Origin of the sequence: Streptomyces sp. WY228, from assembly GCF_019287315.1 — a bacterium.
GTDB lineage: Bacteria > Actinomycetota > Actinomycetes > Streptomycetales > Streptomycetaceae > Streptomyces > Streptomyces caviscabies.
Window position 1 is genome coordinate 135,580 of the sequence record NZ_CP079114.1, and the last position, 23,420, is coordinate 158,999.

Below are 23,420 nucleotides of genomic sequence, written 5' to 3' on the forward strand. Positions count from 1 at the left end.
CCCCTCCATCGCCTCCCTGGAGCTGCCGCCCGTCCGCGTGAGCGCACCCCGTACGCTCGCCCACCTCGTCTCCGGCGATCCGGCCGACCGGGCGGGCCACACCTACGGCAAGGCCTTCCGTGACGTCGTCCGCGCGCTCCACGGCAACCTGACGGCCGCACCGGATCTCGTCGCCTTCCCCCGGGAGGAGCGTGACGTGGTGGACCTGCTCGACTGGGCAGCCGCCTCGGACGTCGCCGTGATCCCGTACGGGGCGGGCAGTTCGGTGGTCGGCGGGATCGAGTACCGCGCCAAAACCCACTCCGGCGTCCTGTCGATGGACCTCTCGGGGATGGGCCGGGTGCTGGAGATCGACCGGGTGAGCCGGTCGGCGCGGATCCAGGCGGGAGCCCTCGGGCCTTGCCTGGAGGCGCAGTTGAGGCCGCACGGGCTGACGTTGCGTCACTTCCCGCAGAGCTTCGCGTTCTCGACGCTCGGCGGCTGGCTCGCTACCCGGGCGGGCGGGCACTACGCCACCCTGCACACGCACATCGACGATCTCACCGCCGCCCTGCGCGTGGTCACGCCCGCCGGGGTGAGCGAGTCGCTGCGCCTGCCCGGGTCGGGGGCCGGTCCCTCCCCCGACCGGCTCTTCCTCGGCTCGGAGGGCACCCTCGGGATCATCACCGAGGCGTGGATGCGGCTCCAGGACCGCCCCGTGCACAAGGCGTCGGCCTCGGTGGTGTTCGACCGTTTTCCCGCCGCGGTGGACGCCGTCCGGGCCGTCGCGCAGTCGGGCCTGCATCCGGCCAACTGCCGGCTGCTCGACCCGGGCGAGGCCGCGCTGTCGGGGGTGGCGGGCGGAGGCAGGAGCGTCCTGGTGCTGGGCGTGGAGTCGGCCCACCACCCGGTGGACGGCCGGCTCGCCGAACTCGTCGCCCTGGCCCGCGATCACGGCGGCTCCCCCGTCGGCGGCTCGACCGCCGCGGGCGACTCCGCCGTGGGCGACTCGGCAGCGGAGGCCTGGCGTTCGGCGTTCCTGCGGATGCCGTACATCCGGGACGGGCTGGCCCGGATGAGCGTGATCAGCGAGACGTTCGAGACGGCCTGCACCTGGGACCGGTTCCCGGAACTGTATGAGGCGGTGCACCGGGACGTCGGGGCGGCCGTCCGGGCGGCGACCGGCGCCGAGGCTCTGATCAACTGCCGTTTCACGCACGTCTACCCGGACGGTCCCGCCCCCTACTTCACGGTGATCGCCCCGGGCCGGCGCGGGTCGGAGGTCGCCATGTGGGACGCGATCAAGGCGGCGGCGATGCACACCCTCGGCGAGCACCGGGCGACCGTCACCCATCATCACGCGGTGGGGCGTGATCACCGGCCCGGGTACGACCGGCAGCGCCCGGAGCCGTTCGCACTCGCCCTGCGCGCGGCCAAGCAGGCCCTCGACCCGGCCGGGATCCTCAACCCTGGCGTGTTGTTCGACGCGGCGGGGTGACGGCGGGCCCGGCCGCTCATGCCGGGCGCGCGCCCGGCAGGTCCGTGCCGGGGGTCGCCTTCAGCGAGGCCTCGATGCGGGTGAGCTGGTGGGCGAGGCTCGTCATCCACACCTCCAGGTCCACGGACAGGGGCGTCGGCGGTGCACGGTCCGGACCGCGACCGGGTGCGGTCCCCGGTGCGGGTCCCGGCCGCTCCGCCGTGAGCAGGGCGGCGATCCGGTCGGCCTCCGCCGCCAGGCCCGACGCGGTTCTCCGGGCCCGGACGGCGGAAGCGTCACTCGCGCCGGACTCCGGGCGGAGACCGAAGCGCGGCAGCCACTGTGCGCCGAGCAGCATGTGGTTGGCGGCGATGAGCAGGGCGTGCCAGTCGGCGCGGTCGGTCGCGCCCGCGGCCGGGGTCTCCGCGCGGTACTGGGCGTAGGCCGCCTCGGCGAGGCGCAGCCGGTGGACGCCCGGCAGGATCGCCGGCGCGGCCCGCGAGCCGTCCGACGGCGCGAGCAGCGCCTGAGCGGTCGCCGGCACCAGCGGGGCGCACGTTCTGAGCAGCCCGGCCATGGCCAGGCGGACCTCTCTTCGCGCCCCGGCGGGCCAGGCCAGCAGCCCGCACAGCAGACCGATCACGCTGCCGGTGACGACGTCGATCATCCGCGCCTCCGGCAGCCGCAGGGTGACCGGGGCGATCTGGGCGAACGCGGTGGCGACGACGAGCGTGAACAGCGCCTGCGCGTACGCGAGGCCCAGCAGCGGCCCGAGGGCGAAGGCGACCAGCATGACGGGGGCGAGCAGGGCGGCGTACACGTCGGTGTGCCGGCCGAGTCCGATCACGAGCGCCCCGGCCACCAGCGCGCCCGCCGCGTTGCCCGCCACCGCCCGGCGGACCGCCTGCCAGGTCGCGCCGACGGTGGTACGTCCGAGGGTCAGGACGGCGAGGAGCACCCAGAACCCGTGGGTCAGGTCGAGGGAGCCGGCCACCGCGCGGGCCGCGGCGAGTCCGAGCGCGGTCCGTACGACGTTCTGGAACAGCACCGACCGGAACGTCACATTGCCGAGGACGCGCCGGGCCCACAGCCTCGGCGTGGACAGTTCGGCGTACCAGAACAGTTCGCGCGGGGCGGCCGGCTCGGTGGGCCCTCCGTGCGTGCCGATGTCGACGGTGATCTCCACCATCCGCGCCGATTCGGCGAGCGCCAGCACCCGGGACTGCCGTCGCAGCACCTCGACGGGCGGTCGCTCACCGGGCGGTCCGGTGGCCAGGCGCACCCGGTCCGCCTGGAAGCCCCGCATCGCCTCCTCCAGCGCACCGGCGGGCGGCGGGCGGCTGCCGGTGCGCAGAAACCGGGCGCAGGCGGTGCACGGCTCCGCGACCCGGTCCAGGAGTGCGGCGGACTCGGGATCGGCGGGCGCGGGTACGGGCGTGGATTCGGCGAGGGTGGCCAGCTGGTCGAGGAGTCTGCGTGCGGAGCGGCCGGCCTGTTCGAACGCGCGGTCCGTCCGGCCGGCCCCCGCCGGGCGTTCCGCCGGTGGTACGTCCGCCAGGCGCAGCTTCGCTCCGGCGGCGCGCAGCCGTGCTGGTGGTACGCCGCCGGGAGCGGCCCCGCGCGCCGCCTCGTCGAGGGCGTCGGCCAGCCGTTCCCGGTAGGAGGGACCGGCCGGATCGGGCAGCAGGACTTCGAAAGCGGCGAGGAGCACCACCCCTGCCGTGAGCCCCGACAGCCGCTCCACGAGCGTGTCGGGGGCGTACGGCGGAAAGCAGGCGAGGATGTAGAACAGCTGGAGTCCGGGGGCGGCGCCCGCGGGCCTGGGGCCGGCCACCGCCGCGAACGCCAGCAGGAACCCGACGAGGAGCATGCCGCCGACGGCGGCCCGGGTGTCGACGGCGAGCAGGGTGCCCAGGGTCGTCAGGAGCAGCGCCGGGGGCAGGGCCCGCACCATCACGGAAGCCCGCTGTCGGCCGGAGCCCGGGACGGCCGAGAGGAGTCCCAGGGCGATCGGTGCGAAGAGGGCGTACAGCGCGGTGACCGGGAGCCCGGCTCCGTACAGCAGCGGGTAGAAGCCGGCGCTCGCCGCGCCGGCGACCCGCACGGACCGGCGGAGGATCGTCGCCCGCTCCTGCCCGGCGATCACCCGCGCGCTCCCTCCGCGGGCGGTGCCCCGCGCCTCGCCCGGCGGGGCAGGCGGACGGCGGCGGGCGGGGGCCGTTGCGGTGTCGCGTCCGCCGGGAGCCGCTGTGCGCTCATGCCGCGCGCTCCTCTCCCTGGGCCGGCCCCCGGTGACGCCCGTAGGACTGCCTCTGGCCATTGTCGGCCGGGACCGGGCCGCCCGCGCGCGATGGCGAAGTGACCGCGCGGAGCGAGATCGGGCCGTGCGGCCCGGCGGGCGGTCGGGCCCTTTGCGCTGGGGGCGGGAAGGCGTCCGCCCCGAGCACCTGGTGCTGGGGGCGGACGCCTGCGGGGATCACACGGCCGGGCGGTCGTCCGCATGGTGGGGGCGGGCCGTGGTGGCTCAGATGGTCGCCGTGTCGATCACGAAGCGGTAGCGGACGTCGCTCGCGAGAACCCGCTCGTACGCCTCGTTGACCTGGCTCGCGCCGATCACCTCGATCTCTGCGCCGAGCCCGTGCACGGCGCAGAAGTCCAGCATCTCCTGGGTCTCCGCGATACCGCCGATCGCCGAACCCGCGATCGACCGGTTGCCCATGATCAGCGAGAAGAGGTTCAGCGAGACCGGCTCCTCGGGAGCGCCCACGTTGACGAGGGTGCCGTCCGTGCGCAGGAGGCCGAGGTAGGCGCCGAAGTCCAGCGGGGCCGAGACCGTGGAGAGGATGACGTCGAAGGTTCCGGCCAGTTCTTCGAAGGTCTTGGGGTCGCTGGTCGCGTAGTAGTGGTCGGCGCCCAGCTTGAGCCCGTCGTCCTTCTTCCGCAGGGACTGGGAGAGGACCGTGACCTCGGCGCCGAGCGCGTGCGCGATCTTGACGGCCATGTGGCCGAGACCGCCGAGGCCGACGACGGCGACCTTCTTGCCGGGGCCCGCGCCCCAGCGCTTCAGCGGTGAGTACGTGGTGATGCCGGCGCACAGGAGCGGCGCGGCCTCGTCGAGGGCGATGCCCTCGGGGATGGTGACGGCGAACTTCTCGGTCACGACGATGTGCGTCGAGTAGCCGCCGTAGGTGGGCTCGCCGCTGCGGTCGAGAGCGTTGTACGTCTGGGTGTTGCCCTCGGCGCAGTGCTGCTCGCGGCCCATCAGGCAGGCGTCGCACGTTCCGCAGGAGTCGACCATGCAGCCGACGCCGACGCGGTCGCCGACCTTGAACCGGGTGACCCCGGAGCCGGTCTCGGCCACGATCCCGGCGATCTCGTGGCCGGGCACCATCGGGAAGATGCCCTCGCCCCAGCCGTCGCGGGCCTGGTGGATGTCGGAGTGGCAGATGCCGGCGAACTTGATGTCGATCAGGATGTCGAACTCGCCCACCGGACGACGCTCGATCGTGGTGCGCTCCAGCGGGGCCTTGGCACGGGGAGCGGCGTAGGCGGCAACGGTGGTCATGCCGGAGGTTCTCCTCTGGGTGATGCGGTAGGAACGTGTCCCAGCCTCACTCCGGGTCCGACGTTTACCCAGCCCACCGCTTTGCCTACGTCCGGTGGTCCTACTACTGACGGGGACAGGCTCGGCCGCCTACGACCACTGATCGCAGGAATAATGGAACCCATGGACGATCAGCCGGAGGCCGCCGCGCCCGAGCCGCTGGACCGGCGTGCCGAGCTCAGTGAGTTCCTGCGCACCCGCAGGGCCAAGCTTCAGCCGCAGGACGTGGGACTGCCGGAGTTCGGCCGGGCCCGTCGGGTGCCCGGGCTGCGCCGGGAGGAGCTGGCGCAGCTGGCCGGGGTGTCCGTGGCGTACTACACGCGTCTGGAGCAGGGCAACGGGCGCAATGTGTCGGCCGAGGTGCTCGACGCGATCGCCCGCGCGCTGCGGCTCACCGACGCCGAGCACGCGCATCTGAACCATCTGGCGAGGCCGGCCCGGCACAAGAAGAAGCGCCGCCCGGCGAAGGTGCAGCGGGTGCGGACCGGGCTGCTGTATCTCCTGGACAACATGGAGGGCATTCCCGCGTACGTGGCCGGGGCGCGGTCCGACATCCTCGCCTGGAATCCGATGGCGGCGGCGGTGTTCGGCGACTGGGCCGCACTGCCGCCGGCCGAGCGGAACTGGGCGCGCCTGGTGTTCCTCTCCCCCGCCTACCGGGACCTGTTCCTGAACTGGGACTCCAAGGCCTCGGACATGGTCAGCTATCTCCGGCTGTACGCGGGTTGCCACCCCGACGATCCGCAGCTGTCGGCACTGGTGGGCGAACTCTCGCTGAAGAGCGAGGAGTTCCGGCGGCTGTGGGCGACGCACAACGTCAAGGAGAAGGGCCACGGCATCAAGCTGATCCGGCATCCGCTCGTCGGCGACCTGACCCTGTCGTACGAGACGCTGAACCTCCCGGACGACGAGGACCAGCAGCTGGTGACCTACCACGCGGAGCCGGGGTCGGAGTCGGCCCAGGCCCTGCGCCTGCTGGCGAGCTGGGGCGCCGACGCGGGCCGTGCGGATGTGATCAGCGGGGCGGGGCGGGGTCCGGACGACGAGCGATGAGGACGAACTCCCGGCCCGGCCGGTCGGGTGCGTCACGCACCTCGCGCACGACGAATCCCTGGGCGGTCAGGTCCGCCTCGGCCTCCTGACGCTCGCGGAACCGCAGCGTGGAGTCGGAGGTGAGGACCTGGCCGTCGGCCGCGAAGACGTACGTCCAACGGAACGACACGAGCGGCCCGGCGACCTCGGTCACCTCGACCCAGCTCTCGACGGGGCCGAGGCCGGCGATCTCGGTGACACGGTGCGAGCGCTCCCGGTTCCACTCCTCCCAGGCGCGCCGGGCCGGGTTCCGCGTCTCGACGACCAGATGCCCGCCCGGCCGCAGCGCCTCGTAGGCGCCGCGCAGCGTCGCCCGCCAGTCGCGCGGGCCGGTGATCTCCTGCGCCACGTTGGCCGTCATGGTGACCAGGTCGACCCGCAACGGCGGAAGAGCCGAAGCGTCACCGCTGATCCAGCGGACCCGGTCACCGCCCGGTTTGGCGCGCGCCACGTCGACCGAGGCCCGGGCGGGGTCGACGCCGACGACCTGGAACCCGCGGTCCGCCAGCAGCAGGGCGAACACTCCGGTGCCGCAGCCGATGTCAGTTCAGTCGGCTTCGGCCACCGCCGCCGAAGCCACCTCCCCGGACGCCACTCCTGCCGCCGCCTCCGCCTCATCGGTCGCACCCGCCGCGGGCGCGGGAATCCGGGGCGACGACGTCGTACCCGTGCCGGCCGGGTCCAGGAGCGGCAGGGTCTCCGCGGCGGCGAGCCGGGGCAGCAGCAACTGCCAGAAGCCGGTGAGCGTGTACGGGGACAGCCACCCGGGATCGTGCCGGCCGAGCACCTCGAATCCGGCCGTCGCGGCGACCGTGGCGGCGGCCGCGTCCTCGCGGGAGACGTCGTCGGCGAGTGTTCCGGCGGCGGCCGCCTCGTCCAGCAGTTCCCGCACACGGTGGTGCCACTGCACTCTCAGGTCCGGGGCGGCGGTTCCCGCGGCGTCGCAGCTCAGTCGGAATCCGGCCCGGCTCACCGGGTCCTCGCGCAGCCGTTCCGCGAGAGCGTGCGAGCTGTCGACGAGCGCCTGCAGGGCGGTGTCCGTCCTGCGCCGGATCGCGCCGGACATCTCGCGCAGCACCCGGGACGCCTCCACCACCACCGCATCCGCTACCGCGGCCTTGTTCTCGAAGTGGAAGTGCAGCGCGCCCGTGCTGACGCCCGCGCCGGAACTGATCAGCGTCAGCCGCGCCTGCGCGTAGCCGTGCTGCTCGAAGACGACGGCGGCGGAGCGGATAAGCGACCGGCGGGTACGGGTGGCTCGCTCCTGTTTGGTCACCGGGGCCTCCGTTCGAAGAATCGGCGGCCGGGCAGGGGGGCGGAAAAGGCGGCTGCCCCGGTGGAGGGCTCCCCGCCGGGGCAGTGGGACGGCTTCATGGAGTTATCAAACCAACTTACCGGTTTCATTTCCAGCGAACGGTAGAACACGGTGGAGGCTTCGGGATCCCTTTCCGGCCACTTCTTCCCTTCAGGGCCGTCAAACCGGACCGAAAGGGAAAAGGAAAAGGGCGGATCATCGCACTTATTGGAGATCTGTCACGCGGCATTACGCCGAGAACGCGTCCGCGTGATCGGCCGACCAGATCCGGAACGGCCGGGCCGGTCGCCCTGTCAATTCCTCGACGGTGGGCACCACCGCCGCCTTCGCGCCCGCCCGCTGCCGCTCCGCGCTCTCCAGAAAGGCCTCCGCGACGGGCCGCGGGTACCTCGCCAGCAGGGCCGTGCGCGCGGCGTCCACGCCCAGTTCCTCGAAGCGCAACGGCCGCTCCAGCACCCGGGAGAGCTCGGCCGTCTGCTCCCGCGCGGTGATCGCCTCCGGGCCCGACACGGCGTACGCCCTGCCCTCGTGACCCGTACCGGTGAGTGCGGTGACGGCCACCGCCGCGACGTCGCGCGGGTCGACGCACGCGACCGGCGCGTCGCCGTACAGCGCGCGCACCACTCCGGCCGACCGGATGCCGGGCGCCCAGGACAGCGTGTTGGACATGAACGTCCTGGGGCGGACGAACGTCCAGGCGACCCCCGACTCCCGCACCGCCTGTTCGTTCTCCCGCTGACGCCGAGTGATGAAGTCGTCGGCCCCCGGCTCCTCCACCGCCATCATGGACAGCTTGACCAGGTGGCGGACGCCCGCCGCTGCCGCCGCCGCGGCGACCCACTCGTCGTGGGGCTCCGTGGGGCTCTTCGTCACCAGGAACACGGAGCTGACGCCCCGCATGGCCCGGTCGAGGGCGGAGCGGTCCCCGTACTCGCCCTCGACGACCTCGACCCCGCTCCCCCGTACCGTCAGCCGCTCGGGACTGCGTGCGAGAATCCGCACCGGGCCTGCCGCCGCCAGCTGTCCGGCGACCTCACGGCCCACCGCTCCGGTCGCACCCGTCACGAGAATCACTCGGAAACCTCTCAGCCGTTGGCCCGCGGGCCGGACAGAACGGTGGAGAACACCAGTTCGCCGTCCTGATGGCCTGTCACCTGGACCGTCACCGTATCCTCGGCCGCCCCCGGCCGGACCACCGCCCCGATCGAGCACGGGCTGTCGAACTCGGCGTACCGGTGGAACCGGCTGCGCGCCTCCGCCGGAACGATTCCGCCGGGTCCCACCGCCAGGCAGGCCGCCTGACGGGCCGCCTCCAGCAGCAGCATGCCCGGGACATGGTCGTTGGGCCGCTGGAACAGGGTCGGGTGCCGGGTGTCCACGCGCAGTTCCCACACACCGTCCCGGCCGGCCTCCGAGAGCACCACGTCCTCGGCCCTGGTGCGGCCCGCCCCGGCGGTGGAGACCGGCGTAGCCCGCGGTATCGATATCCCCTCGGCGGGTGTGTCACCGCGCATCCGCCGGTACACCTTGGGGTTCGTGAAGCGGGTCGCGCCCGTCCCCGTAGCGGCCAGTTCCCCGTCGCGGTGGACCGCCCACCCCACGCGCCCCTGTACGGGCAGTCCGCCCCGCCACTTCAGGTCGGAGCAGAACACCTCCACGTCGATCTCGGCGGGCGCGCCGCCGACGCCCAGGTGGTCCAGGTCGCACGCGTAGTCGAGGTCCGCCATCAGGAAGTGGTAGCCCACCGGGACGCCGTACCCGGCGTGGAAGGAGAGCATGGCCGCCTGTCGCATCGCTTCCGCCACCAGCAGCGGATCGTGCCGGTCGCCGCTCACCGGGGCGAAGAACGGATGATCGTGCGGCAGGACCGCCGCGACCGAGAACCGATCGCGTGCCAGGCGTACCCAGTGACGCGGAAACGCGTCCTCCGGCCTGGACCGGTGCACCATGTCGATCCCCACGGGATGCACCACCTCGGCCTCCGAATCCACTGCCGGCACCGGATCGATCAAGACTGCTGCGTCGGTCATAACTCCCCCCAGGGGTCATGTGATGGCGAGCCGTTCCTGCGATGCACGTGCGCTGATAAGATACAGACTAAGCGGTTTTTTTTCTATCCCCGGCAGGGCCGTCCCCCCACACCGTCCCAGCCGTTTCCCGGGCCCTCGCCCAGCAAAGGAGACAGGATGGCCAAGCAGGACCGGGCGATCCGCACCCGCCAGACAATCCTGATGGCAGCGGCGCAGGCCTTCGAGAAATACGGCTATCAAGCCGCGACGATCACCGAGATACTCAAAAGCTCCGGCGTCACCAAAGGCGCCCTCTACTTCCATTTCCCGTCCAAGGAAGATCTCGCGCTCGGTGTTCTCGATGCGCAGGAGCCACCTCAGACCGTTCCGGACCAGGCTCTCAAACTCCAGGAACTCATCGACCTGGGCATGCTGTTCAGCCATCGTCTGCAGACCAGCCTCCTCGCCCGGGCGGGCGTCCGCCTCTCCATGGACCAGCAGGCACAGGGCCTCGACCGCAGCGGCCCCTTTCTCCGCTGGCAGGAAGCCACCCATCACCTCCTCACCCGTGCCAAACACAACGGCGAGCTGCTCCCCCACGTCAACCCCACCGAGACGGCGGACCTGTACGTGGCCGCCTTCGCGGGAACCCAGGCGGTCTCCCAGACTCTCACCAACTACCAGGACCTGCAGCGCCGCCACATCACGCTGCAGCAGCACATACTCCCCAGTATCGCCACGCCCTCCATCCTCACCGCTCTCGACCTGACACCGGAGCGCGCCGAGCGCCTCGGCCTGCTGGATCCGGTCGGCTGAACCGGGCCGGGGGAACGGCCGCCCGGCTTTCAGGTTCGTACGCGGGACGGGTGCCGGGCGTTCAGGCGCCCAGCGCCAGTTTCGCGCCGAGGCCGATCATCATCACGGCGACCAGCGCGTCCAGCACCCGCCAGGCGGCAGGCCGCGCCAGGACCCCGCTCAGCAGCCGGGCGCCGTATCCGAGCGCGACGAACCAGCACAGGCTGGCGAGGACCGCGCCGAGGCCGAAGGTCCAGCGCAGCGGGCCCCGGTCGGCGGCGACGGAACCGAGCAGGAACACGGTGTCGAGGTACACGTGCGGATTGAGCCAGGTCATCGCCAGGCAGGTCAGCACGACGCCCCGGCGCGACGTGGCCGGCGCGTCGGCGGCGTACAGGGCCGAGGGGCGCAGGACGCGGCGTGCGGCGAGCAGGCCGTAGCCGATCAGGAACAGGCCGCCCAGCAGCCCCACCACCGTCAGCGCCGACGGCCAGGCCACGACGACCGCACCGACCCCGGCGACCCCCAGGGTGATGAGCACCGCGTCGGACAGGGCGCAGATCCCGACCACCGCGAGCACACCGTCACGGCGGACGCCCTGGCGCAGCACCAGGGCGTTCTGGGCGCCGATGGCGACGATGAGGGAGAGGCCGGTGCCGAATCCGGCGGCCGCGGTGGTCAGGGCGTTCATCATGCGGCCGACGCTACAAAGCGGGACAATGTGATGTCCAGCTAAGGATCCTTACGTATCATTAGCGTTCATGATGTTCGAGCTTCCTCTCGACCAGGTACGGACGCTGCTGGCCGTGGTCGACGAAGGCACCTTCGACGCGGCGGCGGGCGTCCTGCAGCTGACGCCGTCGGCGGTCAGCCAGCGCGTGAAGGCACTGGAGCAGCGCACGGGCCGGGTGCTGCTGATGCGCACGAAGCCGGTGCGGCCCACCGAGTCCGGCGAGGTGGTGGTGCGCTTCGCGCGCCAGCTGTCCCGACTGGAGCGCGATGCGCGGACGGCGCTCGGGATGGCGGGTCCGGACGGGCCGACGCCCCTGTCGATCGCGGTGAACTCCGATTCCCTGGCGACCTGGTTCCTGCCCGCCCTGCGACGGGTGCCGGAGGAGCTGGACCTCTGCTACGAGCTGCGCCGCGAGGACCAGGACCATACGGCCGCCCTGCTGCGGGAGGGGCTGGTGATGGCGGCGGTGACCTCGTCCCCGGAAGCGGTGACGGGCTGTTCGGTGCGCGGACTGGGCCGGATGCGGTATCTGCCGGTGGCCAGTCCCGCTTTCGCCGACCGGTGGCTGGAGCGGCGGGCCGGCACGGCGCTGCACGAGCTGATCGGCGATGCCCCGGTGATCGGCTTCGACCGGCGCGACGACCTCCAGGACGCGTTCGTGCGCGCGCTCGGCCTCGGGCCCCGGGCGAGCGCCCGGCGTCATCTGGTGCCCACCTCGGAGGGGTTCGTGAACGCCGTGGCGGCGGGCATGGGCTGGGGCATGGTTCCCGAGGTCCAGGCGGAGCCGTTGCTGGGCGACGGCCGGCTGGTGCGGCTCGCCCCGGACGACGCCCCCGGCCGGAGCGTCGTCGTCCCGCTGTACTGGCAGCAGTGGAAGCTGGACTCGCCGGCCCTGGCGGCCGTGGCCGACGCGGTGGCGGCCGAGGCGGCCGAGGCGCTCGACGGCGACCGGCCGGACTGACCGGTTCTGCCTCACCCCCGCCCACCCCCGCGTATGGGTGATTGCGGCACCCTCCGGACGAGGTTAGGTTTACCTAACCAACCAGAGAGGGGCGTGCGATGACGGGCAGTCAGAGCCAGGAAACCGGCAACGGCCGGGAGACGGCGGTCGATTGGCAGGCGCGGGGTACGGTCGCCCGGCTCGTGCTCGGCCAGATGGCCACCCAAGCACTCGGCACGGCGGTGCGGTTGGGGGTGTTCGACCGGATCGGTCCTGGCGAGCTGAGCGGCGACACGCTCGCCGGTTCTCTCGGCACCCATCCGCAGGCGACACTGCGTCTGCTGCGCGCGCTCGCCGGACTCCAGTTGCTGTCCGAGACGGAGCCGGGCGTCTTCCGGACCACGACGGCGGGCGACGCCCTGCGCGCCGACACGCCCGGCACGATGGTCGCCATGGCCCGGATGTTCACCGATCCGGTCATGCTCCGGGGCTGGGACCTGCTCGACGAGAGCGTCCGTACGGGAGAGACCACGTTCGACACGGTGTTCGGGACGGACTTCTTCGGCCATCTCAAGGAGCAGCCCGAGCTGTCCGCCGCGTTCAACGAGGCGATGAGCCAGGGCACCAGGCTGACCGCCTCGAACGTGCCGCACCACTTCGACTTCGGGCGCTTCCGCACGCTCGTGGACATCGGCGGCGGCGACGGCACCCTGCTGGCCTCGGTCCTGCGCGCGCACCCGGAGCTACGGGGCGTCCTGTTCGACACGGCCGAGGGACTCGCGCAGGCTCCGCGGCGGCTGGCCGAGCAGGATGTGACCGGCCGCGTCGTCCTGGAGACCGGTGACTTCTTCGCCTCGGCCCCGGCCGGGGGCGACCTCTATCTGCTGAAGAGCATCATCCACGACTGGGACGACGAGCGGTGCGCGGCCATCCTGCGGCGCATCCGGGCCGTCATCCCCGACCACGGTTCGCTGCTGATCGTCGAGCCGGTGCTGCCCGCGACGGTGCCGGCGGACCCGGCGGGAGGCGTCTACCTCAGCGATCTCAACATGCTCGTCAATGTCGGCGGCCGGGAGCGGACCGAGGACGACTTCGCCGCCCTGTGCGCGGCGGGCGGCTTCGCCCTCCGGAGCGTGACGCCGTTGCCCGCGCCCGACATCTTCCGGATCATCGAGGCCTCACCGGTCTGACGGCCGCCTCGGGGCGGGCGCGCGGGACGCCTTAGGATGGCGGGTCTCTCCCCCTTGGAACGACATCGGAGGCGTCCTCCCCATGCGTGTGCTGCTGGTGGAGGACGACGACGACCTGCGGGAGGTCATCGCGTCCGGGCTGCGGGACGGGGGCTTCGCCGTGGACTGCGCGGCGGACTGGCCGGAGGCGGATGTGCTGCTGCACGTCACCGCGTACGACTGTGTGGTGCTGGACCGGATGGTGCCCTCCGGCGACACCCTCGTCCCGCTGGAGGTCAGGCGCCGGGCCGGCTGGTCGGTGCCCGTGCTGTGTCTCACCGCCCTGGACTCGCTGCCCGAGCGGTTGCGGGGGCTGGAGAGCGGCGCGGACGACTATCTGGCCAAACCGTTCGCGATGCCGGAGCTGGTGCTGCGGGTCCGGGGCCTGAGCCGGCGGGCGGCGGCCCGGCTGCCGTCCTTCCTGAGCTGTGCGGATGTGGTCATGGACGTGGCGCGGTACGAGGTGCGGCGCGGCGGCGTGCTGCTGTCGCTGAGCCCGAAGGAGTACGCGGTCCTCCAGCAGCTCCTCGTCCACCGGGACGCCGTCGTCACCCGTACCGATCTGCTGGAGCACTGCTGGGACGAGATGGCCGACCCGGTGTCCAATGTGGTGGACGCCGTCGTCGCGGGGCTGCGGCGCAAGCTCGGCTCCCCCGGCCTCGTGCACACCGTGCGCGGTCAGGGGTTCCTGCTGTCGGCGGAGCCGGGGCCGTCCTGATGGCGAAGCCCGTACGGCGTCGTTCCCCGGCCCGGAGGCGGCTGCGCCGGCTGCAGCTGCGGCTGACCGCCGCGTACACCCTGATCACCGTCGTCGGCCTGGCCGCGCTGTCCTGGCTGGTGATCCGTACCGACGACCGGGCGCGGCAGGACGCGGAGTACGACGAGATGCGCCGCCGGGCGTCCGTCGCGGCCTCGCTCGTCTACTACGAGGACGACCGCATCCGGCTGGACGGCCTCGACGACGACGATGCGACCTCGGGCACCCCGCAGATCCTGGTGCTGGAGGGACGGCCCGGCGGTGATCCGGTGACCGTGTTCCGGGGCCGCACCGAACAGTTCGCCGTACCGGCCGGGGCTCTTCGCGCGGTGGCCCGTACGGCGATGGGCGAGGAGGAGCCGGTGCGGGCCGAGGCGCGCGACCGCACGGGAGAGCCCGTGCATCTGCTGGCCGTGCCCTTCTACCACGACGCCACCGACGAGGTGGCGGGCGCGGCCGTCGCGGTCGGCGATCCTGAGTACGGCGCGGCCGAGCACCGCAGTCTGGTCCTCTCCCTCGTCGTCGGGACCGGGGCGCTGACGGCGCTGGCCGCGCTGACCGGGCATGTGCTCTCCGGGCGGAGCGTGCGGCCCGCCTGGCAGGCGCTGGAGCAGCAGGAACGGCTGCTGGCCGACGCGGCGCACGAGTTGCGGACCCCGGTCGCGGTGATGCGCGGATCGGTGGAGGTGGCCGCCGCCTCCCCGGACGGGCCGGCGGCGCATCTGCCCCGGATCCGGCGGGCGGCGGACCGGATGGCCGACGTCGTGGAGAACCTGCTGACCCGGGGGCGGCTGGATGCCGACGTGGACGTCGTACGGGCGGAGCCGCTGCGGCTGGACCAGCTCGTCGAGGAGGTGTGCAGCCGCCGGAACCGGGGGAACGGGGCATGGTGCGGGTCGCCGTCGGCCGCTGGCACGGGGCGGATCGCCGAGGCCCATCGGGGAACGCTGACCGTCCGGGAACGCCCCGGCGGCGGCGCGGAGTTCGTCCTGCGGCTCGCCCCCGCCGGGTCGCGGCAGGGGGGGTCGGCGCGGCACGCGGCGGACGCTCACGATTCGCTCATGATCGGTCGGCCATGATGCGGGGGCAGGTTCCGAAGCCCAGTCACGGGAGTCTTGTCATGCCCCAGCACGCCGTTCCTCCGTTCCTCCGCCGTCGCAGCACGCTCGCCGCTCTGGCCTGCGGGGTCGCGGTCGCGACGGGAGCGGGGCTGCTCCTGTCCCACGCCTTCGCCACGGGGTCGGCGGACGAGGCCGCGCCCGAGATCGTGCCGCCCCGGGCGAATGTGACCTTCGACTACCAGATCGGCGGTGCGTACACCCCGCCCGCCGGGGTCGGGGCCGTGTCGCGGGACCGCGGCGACGCGCCGGCCGAGGGCCTGTACAACGTCTGTTACGTCAACGCCTTCCAGACCCAGCCCGACGCGCTGGACCAGTGGCAGAAGGACGACCCCGATCTGCTGCTGCGCGACGGCGACGGGGAGCTGGTCAGCGACGAGGCCTGGGACGAGGTGCTGCTCGACACCTCGACCGCGGGCAAGCGCGCCCGGCTGGCGGAGATCGTCGGGGAGTGGATCGACGGCTGCGCGGCATCCGGTTTCCAGGCGGTGGAGCCGGACAACCTGGACTCCTTCGAGCGCTCCGACGGTCTGCTGACGCGGGAGCACAACGCGGCGTTCGCGAAGCTCCTGGCCGACCGGGCGCACAGCGTTGGGCTGGCGATCGGCCAGAAGAACACCACCGATCTGCTGGACCGGCGGGAGGCGATCGGGTTCGATTTCGCCGTCGCCGAGGAGTGCGGCCGGTACGACGAGTGCGCCGACTACGCCTCCGCGTACGAGGACAAGGTGTTCGTCGTCGAGTACACCGACGGCGACTTCGCGAAGGCGTGTTCGTCCGTGGGGGCGAAGGTGTCGGTGGTGCGCCGGGATCTCGACGTCCGGCCGGCCGGACGGCCGGGGTACGTGTTCCGCACCTGCTGACGGCTCACGGGGCGTCCGGCGGGTGGGCACAGACCGTGAAGATGCCGCCTTCGGGGTCGCAGACGACGACCTCGGATCCGTCGGCGGGCGAGTCCTCCGGCGGGCCGACCGTTCCGCCCGCCGCGCGTGCCGCCTCGGCGACCGCTTCCAGGTCCGCGACCTGGAAGCGGACGTGCCAGCGCGGGCGCAGCCGGGGGTCGGGGGCCGACGCGTCCCCGCCGCCGCGCAGGGTGGCCACGGTCCTGCCTCCCTGCCGTACGACGACCGCGTCCTGCTGGTAGGCGTAGCCGACCTCGCAGCCGCCGGGTTCCTGCGAGTCCCAGCCGAACACCCCGGCGTAGAAGATCGCGCAGTCGAAGGCGTGGCTGGTACGCAGTTCGAGGGAGGCAGGCATGTCGTCGCGGCCGTACGACCAGGGCGGGGTCCGGCCCTCCCAGAAGCCGAATCCGGCTCCTTCGCGGTCGGCGGCCACGGCTCCCCGGCCGGGGCCCAGCCGGATCGGGCCGACGGCGATGGTGCCGCCCCGTTCGCGGACCCGGGCCGCGGCGGTGTCGACGTCCGCGACGGCGAAGTACGGGGTCCAGGAGACGGAGGTGGGCAGGCCGGGGGCGATCTGTCCGATCCCGGCGATGGGCAGGGCGTCGGCATGGGCGACGGAGAAGCCCTCGCCGAGGCCGCCGGAGCGGAAGGTCCACCCGAGAACGGTCCCGTAGAAGTCCTCGGCGGCCCGCAGGTCCCGGGTCATGAGGCTGACCCAGCACGGAACCCCGTGTACGGGGGTGCTCTGCGCTGCCTCGGTCATCGGGATCCATCTCCTCGTCACCGCTGGTGAGCCGCCGCGCCGCCGACGCCGGTCCGGCGGGTGGGCCTGATGGTCACCGGCCGTTCGCAGGCCGGAGCGCTCCGGGGCGTCGCACGTCCTCCGGAGCGGGCACGCCTCCATACCTACGCCGCCGGGGACGCCGCCGCCACCCGGGAGGCCCTCGACGTCAGTGCCCGGTGACAGACTTTCCGCATGAACGCTTCGCAGCCGAAGGCTGACCTCCAGCACTATCTGCAGTTCGCCCGCGACACCCTGCTGTGGAAGCTCGAAGGGCTTTCGGAGTACGACGTCCGCCGTCCCCTGACGCCGACCGGCACGAACCTCCTCGGGCTGGTCAAGCATGCCGCCGGGGTGGAGCTGGGCTATTTCGGCGAGACGTTCGGGCGGCCGTTCGGCGAGGCGCCGCCGGCCTACGAGGACGACGCCGAGGCGAACCAGGACATGTGGGCGACGCCCGACGAGTCGCGGGAGGACATCCTCGGTCTCTACCGCCGGGTGGCGGAGCACGCGGACGCCACGATCGCCGAGCTGCCGCTCGACGCGGTCGGGCAGGTGCGGTGGTGGCCCGAGGAGCGGCGCCGGGTGACCCTGCACCAGATCCTGGTCCATGTGATCTCGGACCTCCAGCGGCACGCGGGGCACGCGGACATCGTCCGGGAGCTGGTCGACGGGACGGTCGGGCTGCGGTCCGGCACCGACAACCTGCCGCCGGGCGACCGTGCCTGGTGGGAGGGGTACCGGGAGCGCCTGGAGCAGGCGGCGCGGGAGGCGGAGTAGTCCTGACCGGACCGCCCGTCCGGTCGTGGTTCTCTCCGGATCGCTCGCCCGCCGCGCCGTGCTCTCCGGATCGCTCGCCTTCGTGGTGCCCTCCGGATCACTCGCCGGTTCGGCGTCCGGTGAGTGCGGCGGGTTCGCCGAGGTGGTGTGCGGCGGTGCGCCAGGCGGCGGTGACGGCTTCGCGGGCGGTGGCGGTCGCCGCGCCGACCTCCGGCGGGAGGTGCAGCGGGGCGCCGACGTGGACGTGGAGCCGGGGGCGGCGGGCCGGGGCGGTGAGGAGCCCGGAGATCTGCTTGAGGCCCGAGCCGGAGGTCACCCGGCGGGCGCCCGCCTGGCCGAGCGGTACGACGGGCGCCCCCGAGGCGTGTGCGAGGCGGGCGAGACCGCTGCGGAAGCTCTCCGGCGGGGCCTCCGCCGCGTCCGTGCGGCAGGGCAGCCGTCCTTCGCCGTAGATGAGCAGATGGCGGCCGTCCCTGAGCGCGACGGCCGCCGCGTCGAGGGCGCCCGCCGCCCGGTGGGTGTTGCGGTGCACGGGCACATGGCCGCCGCCTTCCAGGAGGCGGCCGAGGACCGGGATGCGCCAGAGGCCCGCGGTGGCCATGACGACGGGTTCGACGCCGAGGCGCAGCAGTGCGGCGAGGACGATGCCGGGGTCGGCCAGGGAGGTGTGGTTGGCGACGATGATGCTGCCGGCGGCCGGGGCCGTGGCGTGGTCGGAGGTGACCGTGAGGCGTCCGAGCGAGGGGACGACGGCGGCGGCGATTCGGCTGAGCACGGTTCTCCCGGGGTCCGGCGGGCGTGGCCGTCCTGGTGGACGGCGGTGCGGCCGGGGCCCGCCCGTTCCGGCTTCGCCCGCCACGCCCTCATCGTCGTGGTGGGCGGGGCGCGGGGCCTGAGTGCGGGTACTCAAGCCTCCTGGGGCGAATCGCCCCTGCCCGGTCACGTACCGTGGACACCTTGCTGCACATCATGTGCAATTACTTCTCTATGGCAAGGAGGTACCTATGGGCTCTCCCGTGGTGCTCGGGATCGAATCGTCGTGCGACGAGACCGGCGCGGGGCTGATGCGGGACGGGCGGCTGCTCGGTCACGCGCTCGCGTCCAGCATGGACGAGCACGCCCGCTTCGGCGGGGTGGTGCCCGAGATCGCGGCGCGGGCCCATGTGCACGCGTTCGGGCCGGTCGTCCGACAGGCGCTGGAGAGTGCCGGGCTGCGGATGGCGGACATCGGCGCGGTCGCCGTGACCACCGGCCCGGGGCTCTCCGGGGCGCTCCAGGTGGGGCTCGCCGGGGCGAAGGGTCTGGCGTACGCGCTCGGTGTCCCGCTGTACGGGGTGCATCATCTGGCGGGCCATGTCGCCGCCGACACCCTGGAGCACGGGCCGCTGCCCGATCCGTGCGTGGTGCTGATCGTCTCCGGCGGCCACACCTCGCTGCTGCTCGTCCGGGATCTGGCCCGCGATCCGATCGTGCATCTCGGGGACACCGTGGACGACGCCGCCGGGGAGTGCTTCGACAAGGTGGCCCGGGTGTTCGGGCTGCCCTATCCGGGTGGTCCGGCCGTCGACCGGGCGGCGCGGGAGGGTGACCGGCGTGCGGTGGCGTTCCCGCGTCCGATGACCGGTGCGAAGGACGCCCCGTACGCCTTCTCCTTCTCGGGGCTCAAGACGGCGGCCGCGCGCTGGGCCGAGCAGCAGCGGATCGCGGGCCGGGAGCTGCCGTTGGCGGACGGTTGCGCGTCGCTCCAGGAGGCGGTGGCCGATGCGCTGACCCGTAAGGCCGTGGCCGCGTGCCGTGATCACGGGGTGGGGACGCTGGTGGTGGTCGGCGGGGTGGCCGCCAACTCACGGGTGCGGGAGCTGGCGGAGCAACGGTGCCGGGCGGCCGGGATCACGCTGCGGGTGCCGCCGCTGAAGCTGTGCACGGACAACGGCGCGATGATCGCGGCGGTCGGCGATCTGCTGGTGCGGGCCGGGGCGGAGCCCGCTCCGATGGAGGTGTCGATCGATCCTTCGGCGCCACTGGAGTACGCGGCGCTGCATCCGCTGGCGCGGAGCGCGGGCCGGGCCGCCTGACGCCCGGCCCCCGGGTTCTCCCGGTTCCGGACGCCGGGGGGCGTCCGGAACCGGGGCTTTCCACGGCGTCGTGACGGAGAGTCCCGGACGTTGCGGCCCTTTGCGGTCAGCGCCGCAGCCACACCGCCGTGTCGGACGGCAGGCGTCCGTCGGCGTCCAGCGGCCCGCTCGCCAGCAACGGTTCTTCGTGTACCGGCAGTTCGACACTGCGGTCGAGAAGGTTCACCACGCACACCAGGCCGTCGGTGCGGGCGAAGGCCAGCACCCCGTCCTCGGAGGGCAGCCAGGTCATCGGGCCGTCGCCGAAGCCGGAGGTCTCGCGGCGCAGGCGCAGGGCAGCGCGGTACAGGCTGAGCATCGAGGCGGGGTCGGCGTCCTGCCGGTCGACGGCGTACGTCGGCCAGTCGGCGGGCTGGGGCAGCCAGGGCTCGGTGGTGGAGCCGAAGCCGCCGTACGGTTCGGCCGCCGCCCAGGGCAGCGGGACGCGGCAGCCGTCGCGGCCGGGGTCGGTGCCGCCGGAGCGGAAGTGCATCGGGTCCTGGATGCGGTCGAGCGGGATGTCCGCCTCGGGCAGGCCCAGCTCCTCGCCCTGGTAGAGGTAGACCGAGCCGGGCAGGGCCAGGGTCAGGAGCGCCGCGGCGCGGGCGCGGCGGGTGCCGAGCTCCAGGTCGGCCGGGGTGCCGAACTCCTTCGTGGCGAAGTCGAAGGCGGTGTCCGTGCGGCCGTAGCGGGTGACCGTGCGGGTCACGTCGTGGTTGCACAGGACCCAGGTGGCGGGGGCCCGGACGGGTGCGTGCTCGGCGAGGGTGTCGTCGATGGTGCGGCGCAGTCGCTCGGGGTCCCAGGGGCAGGAGAGGAAATTGAAGTTGAAGGCGGTGTGCAGTTCGTCGGGGCGCAGATAGCGGGCGAAGCGCTCGGAGTCGGGGAGCCAGACCTCGCCGACGAACACGCCGTCGTACGCGTCCGCGATCGTCCGCCAGGAGCGGTAGACGTCGTGGATCTCGTCCTGGTCGATGTACGGGTGCGGGTCGACGCCCTCGGTGAAGTCGGGCAGGTCGGGGTGTTTGGTGAGCAGGGCCGCGGAGTCGATGCGGACGCCGGCCACGCCGCGCTCGAACCAGAAGCGCAGGACGTCCTCGTGTTCGCGTCGGACGGTGGGATGGGACCAATTGAGGTCGGGCTGCTCGGGGGCGAACAGGTGCAGGTACCACTCCCCGTCGGGGACCCGGGTCCAGGTGTCGCCGGAGAACTGGGAGGGCCAGTTGTTCGGGGGGAGTTCGCCGTTCTCGCCGCGGCCCGGGCGGAAGTGGAAGAGCTCACGCTCCGGGCTGCCGGGGCCGGCCGCGAGGGCTGACGTGAACCAGACGTGCTGGTCGGAGAGGTGGTTGGGGACGATGTCGACGATGACCTTGATGTCGAACCCGGCGGCTTCCGCGATCAGTTTCTCGGCCTCGTCGAGGGTGCCGAAGGCCGGGTCGATGGTGCGGTAGTCGGCCACGTCGTACCCGCCGTCGACGAGCGGCGACAGGTACCACGGGGTGAACCAGACGGCGTCCACGCCGAGGGCGGCGAGATACGGCAGGTGCGCGCGGACCCCCGCGAGGTCCCCGGTGCCGTCGCCGTCGCCGTCCGCGAAGCTGCGCGGGTAGATCTGGTAGATGACGGCGTCGCGCCACCAGGTGTCGGTTCGGGAGGGGGGCACAGCTGCCACGTGAGGGTCCTTTCGGGCAGATGGGGACTCCGCCGCCGGTCGCGGCGGGGCATGGTTGACGTGACCGGCGGCGGAGAGCGTGTCGGTGGTGGGGCGGAAGAAGGGGGCGGGGCGCGGATCAGCCCTTGAGACTGCCGGCGGTGAGACCTGCCATGATGCTCCGCTGGAAGAAGAAGAACACGATGATCATCGGGATGCTCGCGATCACCAGACCGGCCATGATCTGGTTCTGTGTGACGGCTCCCGCGGTCTGCGAGAGCCCCACACTGATCGTCATCTTCTCGCTGTCCGGCAGGACGAGCAGCGGCCAGACGAAGTCCTTGAAGACCAGGACGACGGTGAAGATGGAGACCACACCGAGGATGGGCCGCGAGATCGGCAGGATGATCGAGACCAGGACGCGCCACGGGGGCACACCGTCGATCTCGGCCGCTTCGAGGATCTCGTCGGGTATCGAGTCGAAGAACCGTTTGAGCAGGAAGATGTTGAAGCCGTTGGCGGCCACCGGGAACCAGATCGCCCAGGGCGAGTTGAGCAGCTGCCAGCCGAAGATGGGGACATCGGTGACCGTGATGTAGGCCGGAATCATCACGACGATCGGCGGGATCATCAGGGTGGCCAGCATCGCGCCGAGGATCACGTTGCCGAACATCGGGCGCAGCTTGGACAGCGCGTAGGCGGCGGTGACATCGACGGCGAGGGCGAAGAGCCAGGCGCCGACCGCGTAGAGGAGGGTGTTCTTCAGGAGGAGCCCGATGTCGAAGAGCTCCCAGGCGTCCGAGAACACCGAGAAGTCGGGGTTCTCGGGCCACAGCGTGGGCGGCATCTGGGCTATCTCCTCGCCCGACTTCATCGCCCCGGTGACCATCCAGTACAGCGGGAAGACGAAGACCAGGGTGAAGACGAGCAGGACGGTGACGAGGACCGCCCAGTAGATGCGGCTGCCCCAGCGGGACTTGAGTTCCAGGGGCGAGACGATGGTCCGGGCATGACCGTCGGCCCAGGCGGCGCGGCGCCGCTTCCTGTCGTCGTGCGTGGGCGGCGGTGTCACCTCGCGGTTCGCTCCCGCCGTGTCGAAGTGGGCTGTGGTGTCGACTGGGTTGGCCACGGGACTACCTCTTCTCGTCACGGGTCAGCCGGAGCTGCACCGCGGCGACCGCAAGGAGAACGAGCATGAGCATCAGGCCGAGCGCGCTGCCGGCCCCGTAGTTGCCGCCGTACACGAAGGCGTACTGGTACATGAGGTACGCGACGGTGACCGTCGCGTTCTCCGGTCCGCCGCCGGTGAGCATGTACGGCTCGATGAACACCTGCATCGTGGCGACGATCTGCAGCATCAGCATGAGGAGCAGGATCAGTCGGGTCTGCGGGACGGTGACGTTCCAGATCCGCTTGAAGATCCCGGCTCCGTCCAGCTCCGCGGCCTCGTACAGATCACCCGGGATGTTCTGCAGGGCGGCGAGGTAGATCAGGACGCCGGAGCCCATGTTCATCCAGGTGGAGACGGCGACCAGGGAGATCAGAGCGGTGTCCGAGGAGTCGAGCCAGGACAGTGCCGGCAGGCCGGCGAAGTCCAGGACCTGGTTGAACAGGCCCGGACCGGGATCGTAGAACCAGCGGAAGAGCAGCACCGAGACGATCGGCGGCAGCATCACCGGCAGATAGACCACGAAGCGCAGGTAGCCGCGGGCGTGGCGCAGTTCGTTGAGCACGATCGCCACCGCGAACGGGATCACATAGCCGCAGACCAGGGCCAGCAGGGTGAAGACGACGGTGTTCTTCCAGGCCTGTCCGAAGGCCGGGTCCGCCACCACCGTACGGAAGTTGTCCAGGCCCACCCAGGTGGGCTCGTCGACGAGATTGGTCTCCTGGAAGGAGAGGACGACCTGCCTGATGATCGGCCACCAGGCGAACATGGCGAAGCAGAAGAGCGCCGCGCACAGGAAGCCGTACGCGGTGATGTTGGCCCGGACGGTCCGTTTCCGTTGGGCCGCCGGTCTGCGAGGCGGCCTGGACGGCCGCTTCGGTTCGATGGTGAGTGTCTGCATGGTGATCTCCCGTTCACGCCTCTCCCGCCGGACCTGCTCGGGGTGCCGCCCTCCCCTGCTGGGCGGCACCCGGGA

At 72.4% G+C, this 23,420-nt stretch carries 21 protein-coding genes and 1 pseudogene; 10 read left to right on the top strand and 12 right to left on the bottom strand.

The genetic code is table 11. The features are described 5' to 3' along the window. The first annotated feature begins 37 nt into the window (after positions 1–37). Positions 38–1,477: an FAD-binding oxidoreductase gene (locus tag KV381_RS00580; protein WP_373460971.1), complete on the top strand. Its 1,440-nt coding sequence runs from the start codon at positions 38–40 to the stop codon at positions 1,475–1,477. Between the two features lie 16 nt (positions 1,478–1,493). On the opposite strand, the gene KV381_RS00585 is transcribed toward KV381_RS00580, so the two are convergent. Both KV381_RS00585 and KV381_RS00590 read right to left on the bottom strand, forming a co-directional pair. Further along, complete coding sequence (locus tag KV381_RS00585) at positions 1,494–3,602, bottom strand: FUSC family protein (RefSeq protein WP_218784232.1); 2,109 nt, start codon at positions 3,600–3,602, stop codon at positions 1,494–1,496. 378 nt (positions 3,603–3,980) lie between these two features. After that, on the bottom strand, positions 3,981–5,021 hold the full coding sequence (locus KV381_RS00590) for an NAD(P)-dependent alcohol dehydrogenase (RefSeq protein WP_030082206.1): 1,041 nt from the start codon (positions 5,019–5,021) through the stop codon (positions 3,981–3,983). A gap of 162 nt (positions 5,022–5,183) precedes the next feature. On the opposite strand from KV381_RS00590, the gene KV381_RS00595 reads away from it, so the two are divergent. Next, positions 5,184–6,113, top strand: coding sequence for a helix-turn-helix domain-containing protein (locus KV381_RS00595; protein ID WP_030082205.1), 930 nt, complete (start codon positions 5,184–5,186; stop codon positions 6,111–6,113). On the opposite strand, the pseudogene KV381_RS00600 reads toward KV381_RS00595, so the two are convergent. From KV381_RS00600 to KV381_RS00615, 4 genes and pseudogenes are all read right to left on the bottom strand, one after another. Further along, positions 6,076–6,696: pseudogene (locus KV381_RS00600) on the bottom strand (class I SAM-dependent methyltransferase); the annotation flags it as partial. The gene KV381_RS00595 and the pseudogene KV381_RS00600 overlap by 38 nt on opposite strands. A 3-nt stretch (positions 6,697–6,699) precedes the next feature. Next, a complete protein-coding gene (locus KV381_RS00605; RefSeq protein WP_078846009.1) occupies positions 6,700–7,428 on the bottom strand; it encodes a ScbR family autoregulator-binding transcription factor in 729 nt (242 codons plus the stop codon). Positions 7,429–7,695: 267 nt separating this feature from the next. Continuing rightward, the gene (locus tag KV381_RS00610) at positions 7,696–8,541 is read right to left on the bottom strand and encodes an NAD(P)H-binding protein (protein WP_030629996.1); all 846 of its coding nucleotides are present in this window, start codon (positions 8,539–8,541) and stop codon (positions 7,696–7,698) included. 11 nt (positions 8,542–8,552) lie between these two features. Beyond that, entirely contained in the window at positions 8,553–9,497 is a 945-nt protein-coding gene (locus tag KV381_RS00615) for a ScbA/BarX family gamma-butyrolactone biosynthesis protein (protein WP_218784233.1), read from the bottom strand. 156 nt (positions 9,498–9,653) lie between these two features. On the opposite strand from KV381_RS00615, the gene KV381_RS00620 reads away from it, so the two are divergent. After that, entirely contained in the window at positions 9,654–10,292 is a 639-nt protein-coding gene (locus KV381_RS00620; protein ID WP_030082200.1) for a ScbR family autoregulator-binding transcription factor, read from the top strand. A gap of 61 nt (positions 10,293–10,353) precedes the next feature. On the opposite strand, the gene KV381_RS00625 is transcribed toward KV381_RS00620, so the two are convergent. Further along, positions 10,354–10,965, bottom strand: coding sequence for a LysE/ArgO family amino acid transporter (locus tag KV381_RS00625; RefSeq protein WP_218784234.1), 612 nt, complete (start codon positions 10,963–10,965; stop codon positions 10,354–10,356). A gap of 67 nt (positions 10,966–11,032) precedes the next feature. On the opposite strand from KV381_RS00625, the gene KV381_RS00630 reads away from it, so the two are divergent. From KV381_RS00630 to KV381_RS00650, 5 genes are all read left to right on the top strand, one after another. Beyond that, positions 11,033–11,965, top strand: a complete 933-nt coding sequence (locus KV381_RS00630) for a LysR family transcriptional regulator ArgP (protein ID WP_218784235.1) — start codon at positions 11,033–11,035, stop codon at positions 11,963–11,965. 98 nt (positions 11,966–12,063) lie between these two features. After that, entirely contained in the window at positions 12,064–13,134 is a 1,071-nt protein-coding gene (locus KV381_RS00635; RefSeq protein WP_218784236.1) for a methyltransferase, read from the top strand. Between the two features lie 82 nt (positions 13,135–13,216). Then, the gene (locus KV381_RS00640) at positions 13,217–13,891 is read left to right on the top strand and encodes a response regulator transcription factor (protein ID WP_030082193.1); all 675 of its coding nucleotides are present in this window, start codon (positions 13,217–13,219) and stop codon (positions 13,889–13,891) included. Beyond that, the gene (locus KV381_RS00645) at positions 13,891–15,009 is read left to right on the top strand and encodes a HAMP domain-containing sensor histidine kinase (protein WP_218784237.1); all 1,119 of its coding nucleotides are present in this window, start codon (positions 13,891–13,893) and stop codon (positions 15,007–15,009) included. The genes KV381_RS00640 and KV381_RS00645 overlap by 1 nt, the downstream gene beginning before the upstream one ends. 41 nt (positions 15,010–15,050) lie before the next feature. Next, the gene (locus tag KV381_RS00650) at positions 15,051–15,911 is read left to right on the top strand and encodes an endo alpha-1,4 polygalactosaminidase (protein WP_218784238.1); all 861 of its coding nucleotides are present in this window, start codon (positions 15,051–15,053) and stop codon (positions 15,909–15,911) included. 4 nt (positions 15,912–15,915) lie between these two features. On the opposite strand, the gene KV381_RS00655 is transcribed toward KV381_RS00650, so the two are convergent. Then, a complete protein-coding gene (locus KV381_RS00655; protein WP_218784239.1) occupies positions 15,916–16,713 on the bottom strand; it encodes a VOC family protein in 798 nt (265 codons plus the stop codon). Between the two features lie 213 nt (positions 16,714–16,926). Between KV381_RS00655 and KV381_RS00660 the strand changes: the two genes are divergently transcribed. Further along, positions 16,927–17,511, top strand: coding sequence for a DinB family protein (locus KV381_RS00660; protein WP_030082184.1), 585 nt, complete (start codon positions 16,927–16,929; stop codon positions 17,509–17,511). 97 nt (positions 17,512–17,608) lie between these two features. On the opposite strand, the gene KV381_RS00665 is transcribed toward KV381_RS00660, so the two are convergent. Continuing rightward, complete coding sequence (locus tag KV381_RS00665) at positions 17,609–18,286, bottom strand: 1-acyl-sn-glycerol-3-phosphate acyltransferase (RefSeq protein WP_030082182.1); 678 nt, start codon at positions 18,284–18,286, stop codon at positions 17,609–17,611. A gap of 229 nt (positions 18,287–18,515) precedes the next feature. Here KV381_RS00665 and tsaD point away from each other — a divergent pair, with 229 nt between their 5' ends. After that, the gene (gene tsaD, locus KV381_RS00670) at positions 18,516–19,586 is read left to right on the top strand and encodes a tRNA (adenosine(37)-N6)-threonylcarbamoyltransferase complex transferase subunit TsaD (protein WP_218784240.1); all 1,071 of its coding nucleotides are present in this window, start codon (positions 18,516–18,518) and stop codon (positions 19,584–19,586) included. Positions 19,587–19,692: 106 nt separating this feature from the next. Here the strand turns inward: tsaD and KV381_RS00675 are convergent, their stop codons facing one another. The 3 genes from KV381_RS00675 to KV381_RS00685 all read right to left on the bottom strand — a co-directional run bounded on the left by KV381_RS00675 (position 19,693) and on the right by KV381_RS00685 (position 23,345). Further along, entirely contained in the window at positions 19,693–21,297 is a 1,605-nt protein-coding gene (locus tag KV381_RS00675) for a glycoside hydrolase family 13 protein (protein WP_218784241.1), read from the bottom strand. Between the two features lie 118 nt (positions 21,298–21,415). Continuing rightward, the gene (locus KV381_RS00680; protein ID WP_373461193.1) at positions 21,416–22,348 is read right to left on the bottom strand and encodes a carbohydrate ABC transporter permease; all 933 of its coding nucleotides are present in this window, start codon (positions 22,346–22,348) and stop codon (positions 21,416–21,418) included. A 61-nt stretch (positions 22,349–22,409) separates the two neighbouring features. Continuing rightward, on the bottom strand, positions 22,410–23,345 hold the full coding sequence (locus KV381_RS00685) for a carbohydrate ABC transporter permease (RefSeq protein WP_030082174.1): 936 nt from the start codon (positions 23,343–23,345) through the stop codon (positions 22,410–22,412). Between the last annotated feature and the right edge of the window lie 75 nt (positions 23,346–23,420).